11 protein-coding genes are annotated in these 11,140 nt (G+C 49.9%); 6 read left to right on the top strand and 5 right to left on the bottom strand.

Annotated elements, in window-relative coordinates; translation table 11 throughout:
- The first annotated feature begins 206 nt into the window (after positions 1-206).
- Positions 207-581, top strand: coding sequence for a hypothetical protein (locus LKE88_RS05910; RefSeq protein ID WP_105326027.1), 375 nt, complete (start codon positions 207-209; stop codon positions 579-581).
- 325 nt (positions 582-906) lie between these two features.
- On the opposite strand, the gene LKE88_RS05905 is transcribed toward LKE88_RS05910, so the two are convergent.
- Positions 907-2,592 carry a carbon starvation CstA family protein gene (locus LKE88_RS05905; RefSeq protein ID WP_105326026.1) on the bottom strand — a complete coding sequence of 562 codons (1,686 nt, stop codon included), beginning with the start codon at positions 2,590-2,592 and terminating at the stop codon, positions 907-909.
- A 1,128-nt stretch (positions 2,593-3,720) separates the two neighbouring features.
- Positions 3,721-3,906, bottom strand: coding sequence for a hypothetical protein (locus tag LKE88_RS05900; RefSeq protein WP_105326025.1), 186 nt, complete (start codon positions 3,904-3,906; stop codon positions 3,721-3,723).
- A 150-nt stretch (positions 3,907-4,056) separates the two neighbouring features.
- On the opposite strand from LKE88_RS05900, the gene LKE88_RS05895 reads away from it, so the two are divergent.
- From LKE88_RS05895 to LKE88_RS05875, 5 genes are all read left to right on the top strand, one after another.
- A complete protein-coding gene (locus LKE88_RS05895) occupies positions 4,057-4,917 on the top strand; it encodes a fumarylacetoacetate hydrolase family protein (protein ID WP_105326024.1) in 861 nt (286 codons plus the stop codon).
- 159 nt (positions 4,918-5,076) lie between these two features.
- Positions 5,077-5,616, top strand: coding sequence for a YgjV family protein (locus LKE88_RS05890; protein ID WP_105326023.1), 540 nt, complete (start codon positions 5,077-5,079; stop codon positions 5,614-5,616).
- A 298-nt stretch (positions 5,617-5,914) separates the two neighbouring features.
- Positions 5,915-6,310, top strand: coding sequence for a pyridoxamine 5'-phosphate oxidase family protein (locus tag LKE88_RS05885; RefSeq protein WP_105326022.1), 396 nt, complete (start codon positions 5,915-5,917; stop codon positions 6,308-6,310).
- A gap of 33 nt (positions 6,311-6,343) precedes the next feature.
- Entirely contained in the window at positions 6,344-7,126 is a 783-nt protein-coding gene (locus LKE88_RS05880) for a protein-ADP-ribose hydrolase (RefSeq protein WP_105326021.1), read from the top strand.
- Positions 7,068-7,949, top strand: a complete 882-nt coding sequence (locus tag LKE88_RS05875) for an SIR2 family NAD-dependent protein deacylase (RefSeq protein WP_105326020.1) — start codon at positions 7,068-7,070, stop codon at positions 7,947-7,949. Before LKE88_RS05880 ends, LKE88_RS05875 begins: the two co-directional genes overlap by 59 nt.
- 112 nt (positions 7,950-8,061) lie before the next feature.
- Here the strand turns inward: LKE88_RS05875 and LKE88_RS05870 are convergent, their stop codons facing one another.
- The 3 genes from LKE88_RS05870 to LKE88_RS05860 all read right to left on the bottom strand — a co-directional run bounded on the left by LKE88_RS05870 (position 8,062) and on the right by LKE88_RS05860 (position 11,045).
- Positions 8,062-8,952 carry an IS3 family transposase gene (locus LKE88_RS05870; RefSeq protein WP_255419934.1) on the bottom strand — a complete coding sequence of 297 codons (891 nt, stop codon included), beginning with the start codon at positions 8,950-8,952 and terminating at the stop codon, positions 8,062-8,064.
- 23 nt (positions 8,953-8,975) lie between these two features.
- Positions 8,976-9,737: a helix-turn-helix domain-containing protein gene (locus LKE88_RS05865; protein ID WP_105325742.1), complete on the bottom strand. Its 762-nt coding sequence runs from the start codon at positions 9,735-9,737 to the stop codon at positions 8,976-8,978.
- A gap of 456 nt (positions 9,738-10,193) precedes the next feature.
- Positions 10,194-11,045 carry a LysR family transcriptional regulator gene (locus tag LKE88_RS05860; protein WP_118287053.1) on the bottom strand — a complete coding sequence of 284 codons (852 nt, stop codon included), beginning with the start codon at positions 11,043-11,045 and terminating at the stop codon, positions 10,194-10,196.
- Between the last annotated feature and the right edge of the window lie 95 nt (positions 11,046-11,140).

Genomic DNA, 11,140 nt, shown 5'->3' with positions numbered 1-11,140 from the left:
GTTTAAGAAAAAAAGAGTCAGTAAGGAAGAACAAAAGCAGGGTTCCCGTCCCCTTTTGGGGGGGCTGGGAATCCTGCTTTTTCCGGGAAAGGAAGCTGCCCTGTGGCCGCAGATTTGCTTGCACGGTGGTAAAATCTATAGTATAGTATTGTATTGTAAGTTAGATTGTTTATGGAGCCAAGGCTCTCTGGAAAAAGGAGTAAAACGTGAAAGCATTGATTGTTTTGTTGGTATCGGTGGCTGCCTGTGCTGGGGCCGGGGCGGCGTTTCATCAGGCGGGGCTGCAATATTTGCTGGATCCCCAGGGCTTTCTTCCGGCTCTTATGGGAGCAGGGGGCTCGGCGCTCCTGGTGACCGTGTCTTTGACGGTACTGGCTTTTGCCCTGAAGCGGTCCGGGCTGCTGCAGCGGACGTATGCAGGGGAACTGTTTGGAATCTGGCTGTTTCCTTTCTACGTGGCCAATTTCTTTCCGTCCTGGGCTATACTGTTGCGGAACTATGCGCCCCGGGTGATTTTGCTGGGCATTACCGCAGGGATTACGCTGCTGCTGTTTGGCCGGTTTGGCAAGGCGGAGCGGTAAGAGTATAGGGAAAATAGACAAATAAAAAGGAGCTGGACAAAAATGGATTTCATTTTTGTCCGGCTCCTTTTTGGGTTTATGCAATACTTTTGGAAAAACCATGTGGGAAGAAGCTTCCCACATCAGGGGAAAATGCGAAAAATGATGGAAGAAAATAGCGAAATCTTCCCTTGAAATGATTTGAAGAGAAGAAAATGGCAAAATCTTCCTAGATGAATTTTGTTAGTTGGAGTATACAGGATTTGGTGCCAGGGGGCAAGTAGAAAGCTGCTGCCAAAAAAATCCCCGCCAGCTTTAGTGCTGACGGGGATTTGGACTCACTGTATTAGGATTTTACGGCTGCGGTGTTCTTGGAAGTGCCGGCGTTAAAGAGCTCTCTGGTGCAGTTCTTTACCACCATAATGGCCAGAAACATCAGGGCCAGGGCTACTACCAGCTGGAGACCTTCCACCATTACGGCGAAGGTACCGGCCATAATCTTGGTGTAAACGCCATAGATGGACAGGCACAGGGCGCTCATGGTCACCACGAACATGAAGGTCATGGGGAAGTAGAGCATCCAGCTCTTGCGGCCGGTGGTGCGCAGGAAGACGGCCAGGCCGATGAGTACCAGTGCGGACAGCAGTTGGTTGGCAGCGCCAAACAGGGGCCAGATATTCAGGTAGCCGCCCAGGCACAGCAGGTAGCTGGGAATCAGGGTGATGATGGTGGAAACGTAGGTGTTGCTGAGGAATTTCTTCCAGGCAGGCTGTACTTCGCCGGGTTCCGGGGCCATCAGTTCCTGGATCATCATGCGGCCGATACGGGTAACGGCGTCAATGGTGGTCATGGCTAGGGCGGATACGCACATGGTCACGATGCAGGTGCTGATAAAGGGCGGGATACCAAACATGGAGAAGTAACCGCCGATGGCAGAACCGAAGATGGCAAAGGGGGTAGCTTTGGGCAGTACGCCGTTGGTTGCCACGGAGCAGGCAATAACCAGGGAAACTACGCCCAGGGTGGATTCAATCAGCATGGAACCGTAGCCAACAGGAAGCATATCCTTTTCATTGGAAATGGTCTTGGAGGAGGTTCCGGAGGATACCAGGCTGTGGAAGCCGGAAACGGCGCCGCAGGCGATGGTGATAAACAGGATGGGGAACAGGGGCCGGTTGCCTACTTCAAAAGAAGTGAAGGCGGGCATATTGATGGAGGGATTGCCTACGATGATGCCCAGAACGCCGGCCAGGATCATGCCCAGCAGCAGGAATACGCTCAGGTAGTCCCGGGGCTGAATCAGCAGCCACATGGGCAGGATGGAAGCCAGGAAGCAGTAGCCGTAGGTGACGTACAGCCAGGTGGTACGGCTGGCAAACAGGGGATGGGCAATACCGAAGCTGATCATGGCGAAAATGCAGACCAGGCCCAGCACCAGTTCCTTGGCACCGGTAATGTGGAAACGACGGGTAACAATGCCGAAAATTACGGCAACGCCGATGTACAGCATGGAGATGGAACCGGCTGCGGCGTTAGGGGCCATCAGGGCACCGTCTTTGGCAAAGCCGTTGAAGGTGCTGGCCATAATGTCGGAGAAGGCGGCGATTACCAGCAGGGAGAACAGCCAGCCAAACATCAGGAACATTTTGGCACCGGTTTTGCCCACGTATTGTTCAATGAGCTTGCCCATGGACTTGCCGTCGTTTTTGACAGAAGCATACAAGGAAGTGAAATCCTGTACTGCACCGAAGAAAATGCCGCCGATAAGAATCCATAAGAAAGCGGGAAGCCAACCAAACATAGCGGCAATAATCGGGCCAGTGACAGGGCCTGCACCTGTAATGGAAGAAAATTGATGGGCAAATACCGTAAAGCGGGAAGCGGGGGTGTAATCCTCATCATCTCGTAAACGATAAGCAGGGGTTTTTGCATTGGGGTCGATTCCCCAGGTCTTTACCAGCCAACGGCCATAGAGCAGATAGGCACAGGCAAAGATGACGATTGAAAGACATACAAGCGTTAATCCGTTCATCTTCATTCACTCCTTTGAAAAAAATAGGGCGCCTGGATAGGGGCCGCGTGTGTAGGATATAAAGCTTTATAGTTAGGTAATTTACCACCTGCACAGGCGGTTGTCAACAATTATTTGTATACTGTACACTGTTTTTCTAAAAAGTGTTATGCATTCACGGAGAGGGAAAGGAAATTGTCGAAAAATTGTCCTCTGTATAAGGAATTTTCACGAAAAAATCCCGTTTTATGTACGGTGGAGATGGACGGTAAGCAGATAACGATTCTCAATAACGTTACACTTTAAATTGTGACAAAAATGGGGAATATTTTTGTATTTTTAGCAAAGGAGTAGGAAAAGGAAGTGCCAGGCCGCAAAAAAACGCCCTGGGGGTGTGAAATACTACTTACTACCGAAAGAAAAAACGACTTGCAAGCTCAAATGAGTTCGCAAGTCGTTTTATTCTTCATAATCGTATCTAATAAACTTCCTCAGTCAGTCCTACGGACTGACGGCCCCTTAGTGGTTCGCAGCACTCCAATCAGCCGCGCCCTGCGGGCTTGCTTCTTGGGCTACTATCACATGGCTCACATTAGCCAAGAGCATTTTGATAAACTGACATGCTCTTGGATGTGAGCGCAACGCTTTGCCGGGCCAGTCTTTGGTCAATACGAGTCATGTGGTAAACGGGTATTGAAATGAAATCTCGGTATGTAAATACTAGCACTACACTTCTCTGTCACTTGACCAGTAGAGGTCTGGAACGCTTCCTGCAAGCGTTGCGGCCGCATCCAAACAGCCAGATAAATTTTGCAAGTGGCTGTTTGGTCAATAAGGCCCATGCGATAGCTGCCCAGGAATTGAGCCTGCAAGGCGATAATGAATGGCTAGCAGCGAACCGCTGTAGGAAGTGTCGCCGCCCTTTCCGCCGCACGTTGTGCGGTACCTTCCCCATAGTGGTTCGCATTGTACCAATCAGCTTCGCTCTACGAGCTTGCTTCTTGGAATGCTATCACAGAGGTCGCATTAGCCGGTCCTCCATTATTACATTGCACTGGACGACCGGATGCGACTCTCAAATGTTGAAGGTAATAAGGAACGAACGACGATAGAAGTTTCGTTATTTTACACCCCCTTCAGGACGCTTTTTCATTCGTAGTGGTTCAAAATATTTTTGATCCGTTCTTTTTTGGATTTGGGAATTTTCCACTCATAGTTCCGGAAGTTATTCTCCCGGTGGTCGGTGGAGTAGTCGGTGTAGTCGAAATCTTGATGCTGCTCATAGCTTCTGTTGTAGTCGCCATGGCCGTCATCGGTGTACCAAGTGCTTAGCATTTTAATCCTTCCTTTAGAAAAGTGATAGCAGAGAAATATACAGTTTGGCAAAAAAAACATACAATTCTTGCAAAAAGAGCCAATTCTTCCTAGTAATTTTACCACAAAACAGGTAAAATATATATACAACACATAGGGGAGTGGTACAATTTGAAAATCGTTACCTTTGTATACGATAATGACGAGCAAGTGGGCATTATCTCTGAAGACCAGAAGCACGTAATTCCGGCAAATAAATTTTCTAATTTGTATGATTTACTGAAACATTCAAATTTTGAAGAGTTGCTGGCCATCGCCCGGATGGAAATGGGCGCAGTTCCCTTGGACAAGGTGAAGCTGCTGGCTCCCATTACCCAGCCCCGGAATGATATCATTTGCCTGGGCATCAACTACCGGGCCCATGATGAGGAGCTGCCCAAGGATTTCGACCCGGAAAAGATTCGGGAACGGAATGTGCCGGTGTATTTCTCCAAACGGGCCAACCGGTGTGTGGATCCGGATGGCTATATTGACGGGCACTTTGGTTTTGTGGAAAAGCTGGACTACGAATGTGAATTGGCAGTGATCATTGGTAAGGAAGCCAGCAATGTGTCCGAGGAAGATGCCATGGACTACGTATTCGGGTACACCATCATCAACGATGTCAGCGCCCGGGATTTGCAGACCCGGCATAAGCAATGGTATTTTGGGAAGAGCCTGGATACCTTCGCTCCCCTGGGACCGTGCATTGTTACGGCGGACGAATTCCCGTTCCCGCCGGCTCTGAACTTGCAGTGCCGGGTCAATGGGGAACTGCGCCAGGACAGCAATACCCGGTACCTGGTACACGGGATTCCCTATATCATCAGCGAGCTGTCCAAAGGGATGACCTTGCAGGTGGGGACAATTATTGCCACGGGTACTCCCTCCGGGACGGGCATCGGGATGCACCCTCAGGTGTTCCTGAAAAGCGGGGATGTGGTGGAATGCTACATTGAAGGCATTGGAACCCTGCGGAATACGGTGAAATAAGGAAGAAAAGCGAAAAACGCAAACGGTCAGAGAAAAGGAAATTTCCTTTTTCTCTGGCCGTTTTTGTATAGATGGCTGCTCCTGGTGAAGTAGAAAAGGTTTGCAGGGCGTTTATAAGGCCGCGGATTATAAACTGGAATGGATGAGGTTCGAAGCAATATGGGAGAGAATACTATTTTGGTGCAGGGCGTAGGGTTTATTGGTGTAATATTATTTCTTATATCGTATCAGGTAAGGTCAAACCGGAAGCTGTTTATTCTACAGACGCTGGGCTGCTTGGCTTTTGGATTACAATTTGTAATGCTTGGGGCCTATAGTGGGAGTATTAGCCTGCTGATTAACATTATCAGAAATATTATGCTTACCAAATACAAGGAATATAAAGTGGTACGCTGGAAAGGCTGGGTTGTCATTTTTTCCATATTAGTGGTTTTTGCAGCTATATTCACCTGGAGTGGATGGAAAAGTGTTCTCCCTGTAATAGGGACAATTGCGGGAACAATTGCCTATTGGACCAATAATGCCAGAAAAATAAGGCTGGCAAATCTTTTTGTCAATGCACCAGGCATGCTGTTTTATGATGTGCTGGTAAAATCCTGGGGAGGCGTTTTGAACGAAAGCATAACCATTGTTGCTATTGTGGTATCAATAGTGCGTTTCGGATGGTCCGCTTTAGATGGTGATAAAATTGAAAGCTAAAACCTGGCTTTGTAATTGGTATTTGCTCCCCTGACAAAAAATGCTGTGGGTCAACAAAAAAACGCATTGCCCGCTCTGTGGGGCTTTTATGAGAACTTTCAGACCAAGCCTTGAAAATGGCAGCCTGAGATTGGTTATGGAAGAATATTGGGTTTAGAAAAAATAGTAAATCCTGGCAAAATTTTTGATGTAACTCTTTACATTACGTCAAAATGATGGTATATTATCAATGTAAATGAAAGCATTACATCAAACAGCACGATTTTCCTGGAAACGGGAAGCCAAAGGAGGAGCTATTATGAACAAGGTAGTAGAATTTCTGAAAGAGAATCCGGTACAATATCTGGCTACGGTGGGCCGGGATGGCAAGGCCAAATGCCGGCCGTTTATGTTTAGCCTGGAGCGGGACGGCAAGCTGTGGTTCTGCACCAACAACACCAAGGAAGTGTACAAGGATATGCAGGCCAATCCTTATGTGCAGGTGACGGTTGCTTCTCCCAAATATGCCTGGCTGCGGCTGTCTGGGAAAGCGGTGTTTGAGGACAATCAGGCCATCAAGGAAGCCTGTATGGAGAATCCCATTGTAAAGAGCCAGTACCATACGGCGGACAATCCGATTTTCGTGGTATTCTATTTGGAAGATCCCCACGGGGTGATTGCGGACTTTTCCGGCAAACCGCCCTATGAATTCTAACTGACGCAGCGGGCAGAGAAAGGGGTGAGGAAGTTGACCCAGGAAGAAAGACGGGTGGAGTTAATCCGGCAGCTTTTGGCGGAATGGCCGGAGTATCAGGAAATTGCCGTGCCGGAAGGTGCGGAGGAGCAGCGTTTCCTGCTTCGGGGGCTGCTGAATGTGCGGCCGCCGGCTCCGGTGAGCCAGGAGTTTCTGGCGGTGCAGGATGCCTATTTGCAGGAGCGGCTCCAGGAACGGGGCATGGTGCGGGTGGAAGACCTGCAGCCCCGGGAGCCGGGGCTTTATTTGTGGCAGGGGGATATTACCCGGCTGGCCTGTGACGCCATTGTCAATGCGGCCAACAGCGGATTGACCGGCTGCTACCGGCCCAACCACCACTGCATCGACAACTGCATTCACTCCTTTGCCGGGGTGGAGCTGCGGCTGTCCTGTGCCCAGCTGATGGCTGAGCAGGGGCACCCGGAACCTACGGGCCAGGCCAAGCTGACGCCGGCTTTCAATCTGCCCTGCCGCTATGTACTCCATACGGTGGGACCCATTGTCCAAGGCCCGGTGACGGACCGGGACCGGGCATTGCTGGTTTCCTGCTACAACAGCTGCCTGAAACTGGCGGCCCAGCAGGGGCTTGCCAGTGTGGCGTTTTGCTGCATTTCCACAGGGGTATTCCATTTTCCCCAGGCTGCAGCGGCCCAGCTGGCGGTACGGACCGTGCGGAAATTTTTGCAGCAGGAAAGTTCTGTGAAGAAGGTGATTTTCAATGTGTTCACAGCAGAGGATTACGCCCTCTACCAGGGGCTCCTGGGAACAGTCCGCTAAGCTGGAACGGCTGCAGGAGGCGCTGCGGGCAGCGGACGCCGTGGTGATTGGGGCAGGGGCTGGGCTATCCACCTCTGCCGGGTATACCTACAGCGGTGAAAGGTTCCAGCAGCTGTTTCCGGACTTTATTGCTGCCTACCAGTTTTCCAATATGTACGAGGCGGGTTTCTATCCCTACCGGACGCCGGAGGAAACCTGGGGCTTTTGGAGCCGGTACATTTACTATAACCGGTACGTGCCCATTCCCAAGCCGGTGTATCAGCAGCTGCTCCAGTTGGTGGAAGGCAAGGAATATTTTGTCCTGACCACCAATGTGGATCATTGTTTCCAAAGGGCGGGGTTTGCCAAGGAGAGACTGTTCTACACCCAGGGGGACTACGGGCTGTGGCAGTGCTCGGAGCCCTGTCACCAGGAAACCTATGACAACGAGGCAGTGGTCCGGGAAATGGTCGCCCGGCAGCGGGACCGGAAGGTGCCTAAGGAACTGGTGCCCCATTGCCCCAAATGCGGACGGCCTATGGCCATGAACCTGCGCAGTGATGACACCTTTGTCCAGGATGCAGGCTGGTACCGGGCGGCCAAGCGGTATGACCAGTTTGGCCAGCAGCACCGGCAGGGCAAGGTCCTGTACCTGGAGCTGGGGGTGGGCTTCAACACCCCGGGCATTATCAAGTATCCTTTTTGGCGGCTGACCAAGGACAATCCCCAGGCGGTGTACGCCTGTCTGAACTACGGTCAGGCAGGGGCTCCTACGGAAATTGCCCAGCAGGCCATCTGCATCAACGGGGATGTGGGGGATGTGCTGGGAGCGCTGAAATCATGAGATAAAAAATGGGGCTGTGAAATAATGGAACTTCCTCCGAGGCCCCTCGGCCCCACCTCCTTCACGCTGGTGTGCTCCCCGTCAAGTAGACAGTTCCTAATAATATAAACCTCTACGCCGCCATTTGGTAGCTATTATGTTTTTGCATAGGGGTCAAACGGCCCAAATTCCGCTGCAAACGGCCACTGTTGTAATACTCCATGTAGTTATTAATCATCGTTACCAAAGCTTTACGGCTGTCGAAGTCACGAGTATAGTACCGTTCTCTTTTCAGCATGCCCCAGAAGCCTTCCATCGGGCCATTATCAATGCATTTTCCTATCCGTGACATACTCTGCGTCATACCAGCATCTAGAATCATCTTGCGGAAATCCCTGCAGGTGTATTGGAATCCCCGGTCAGAGTGAAACAGGGGATGCGCGCCAGGGTTTTTCAACAATGCCTTATTGAAGGTATTGAATACCAAATTTTTATCGTTCCGGTTGCTTATCACATAGGAAACAATTCGTCTGTCATACAGGTCAATAATCGCGCTCAGATATACCTTATGCACAACTACCCCCTCATAGTAGTGAAATTCTGAGACGTCAGTACACCATTTCTGGTTAGGGGCATCGGCTTTAAATTCCCTATTCAAGATATTTTCTGCAATGTATGCAGGATCTATTGCACGCTGGGTGCAGCCCTTAGGGGCATATTTAATCGTAGACTTTATATTTATCACTCGACAAAGATGAAGAACGCGACCGTCACCAATTGCTATTGGTTTCGTGTCAGGATAGATCTTCTTATTTGGGGCTCGTAAGTCATCAGCTATTCGTCTGTACCCTTTAGCTGGGTCAGCCTTGTATATCTCTTCTATTCTTTTAGCAATTTCCTTGTCGTCAATTTCGCGTGCTGAAGGCTCTCTATGAAGCCATTTGTAGTAGCCGGCCCGGGACACTTTTCCCAATTTGCACAGGCCAAGAATAGGGTAATTCTTTTCAGCGTGCAGTTCTTTAATGGCTTCATAAATGGCTCCATATCTTATTTGTGTGAATCCCGCCTCCTTTCCACAATATCGAGTTTTTTTAGGAAATCAATCTCCATATCCTTGGCTTTGAGTTTTGCATTAGCCAGTTTGAGTTCAGCTTTCATACACTCATATTCTGTAGGGGCTTCTTCAGGGACTTCTACTGGCTTCCTGTGTCCGCGCCCATCTATGAGTCCTTCGGTATTGTACTTATTATATTTTAAGACGTAATTTCTGACTTGCTGGTAGGAAACCTTAAACTTTTCAGCGGTTTCATGGTAAGCATTCCCGTTTTCAATGCAGTATTTTACGATTTCAACGCGCTCGTCAAAGGTCGTTTGTCTAGCTTTAGTCATGATCTTGGCACCTCCAGTACCCGAACTTTTTAGTTCCTCATGACTATTATACTTCTTTAACCAGTCTCTGATTTGACGAGAACTTTTTAATCCGTATTTTTGTACCAGCTGGGACATAGTCGTTTCGCCCTTAAGATATTCCTCTACGCATTGGATCTTAAGATCAGCAGAATAACTTTTAACCTGTCTTTTGTTAAATACCTCAGGACCATTTCCTATATATTCATCTACCCAATACTGTACTGCTTTCCAGTGAACCCCTAACCTTTTTGCAGAAACCATTGGTGATTCTTCATGAGCAAGAACAGCTTTGACAGCCTTTAATTTATCCTCTGCACTGACTTTCGATATAGACATTTTACATACTCTCCTTTCAACGAATCCAGGAGGTTTAACTATATGCCAGTCTACTTTATTCATAGCATACCACGCTTGAAGGAGGCATGCTAGGCCGCTGCTGGTCAAGTAAAGTCTGAACTATAGTTATAGTACCCGTATTGATAAACACTGGAGTTCTGACGGTTATGAATGGCCCCTGAGCGGTTCGCTGCTAGCCAAAGTGGTTCGCGGCTCGCTGCGCAGCTTCACCCTGCGGGTTCGCTTTGCAGGCCGCTATCACACGGCTCATATTAACCAATTCTCTGCGGCATATAGCCTTGAGAATTGGAGCTGAGCGCCAAGCGTTGTAGGGGCTGACAGTCCGCAGGACTGCCTGAGGAAGTTTGTTAGGATACAGTTATAAAGAACAAGAAAAATGGCTTGCGAACTCATTTAAGTTCGCAAGCCATTTTTCTTTCGGGGGTAAGTATTATTTTCCCCCCCCCATTTTTTATTGCCTCTTTATTTTTTGCTTTCCTTTGCTATGATAGAGTTGTATTACAAAAGAGCCAAAAGCTGGCGCAGGGATTGTTCCATGAAGCCGTCCTTACGGTAGATGAACAGGGTGGGAAGGGTATCAAAGGGCTCGGGCAGGGGCTGCAGGTCCAGGGTGCCGGCGGCCGCAAAGGCACTGACCACGGCTTCGGGGAACAGGCTGATGCCCAGGCCGGCGCTGACGCTGGCCAAGATGGCTCCCAGGGAGGTAAATTCGATAATCTTTTCGGGAAGAAGTTCCCGGGAGGACAGGCAGGCTTCCAGGGTTTTGCGGTAGGAGCAGCCCTGGGGGAACACCAGAAGGGGTTGGCGGAGCAGGGCTTCTGCAGGGGTCCGGCTGCTGCCTTTGGGGGTTACCAGCACCAGCCGTTCGGTCTGCACCAGTTTGGTGCCTAACCCAGGGTGGCGCAGGGGACCGGCAGCAAAGGCTCCGTCCAGGGTATGGTCCAATACGCCCTGGAGGGAAGCGGCGGTGGTGCCGGTCTGGATGCGCAGGGCTACCTGGGAGTTTTCTGCATGATAGCGGGACAGGAGCGGGGGCAGCAGGGTCATGGCGGTGGATTCCATGGAGCCCAGAGTCAGGCTGCCTTTGGCGGTGCCGTCGTCTTTCAGGACGGCTTCGGTTTCGGCGGCCAGGTTCAGGAGTTTTTCTGCATACTGGAGCAGCTGTTCTCCTTTGGGGGTCAGGGTGACGCCGTGGCTGCAGCGATGGAACAGTTCGGTATGGAGTTCTTTTTCCAGCTGGCTGATTTTGGTGGAAAGGTTGGATTGGGCGTAGTTCAGTTTTTGGGCGGCTTTGGACAGGCTGCCTTCAGCTGCGACGGCCCGGAAAAATTTTAGTTCTTGGAGATCCATGGTCTGCCTCCTGTTTTTTGATGTGATATATAAAAATAAGATTACAGGTTATATATTTAATAATATACCACAGCCCTGAATGGGTGTAAACTAGC

The sequence above is a fragment of the Acidaminococcus hominis genome (assembly GCF_022484025.1).
GTDB classification, from domain to species: domain Bacteria; phylum Bacillota; class Negativicutes; order Acidaminococcales; family Acidaminococcaceae; genus Acidaminococcus; species Acidaminococcus hominis.
The sequence above is the reverse complement of the archived record's forward strand: the minus strand, read 5'-3'. Positions and strand labels throughout refer to the sequence as shown.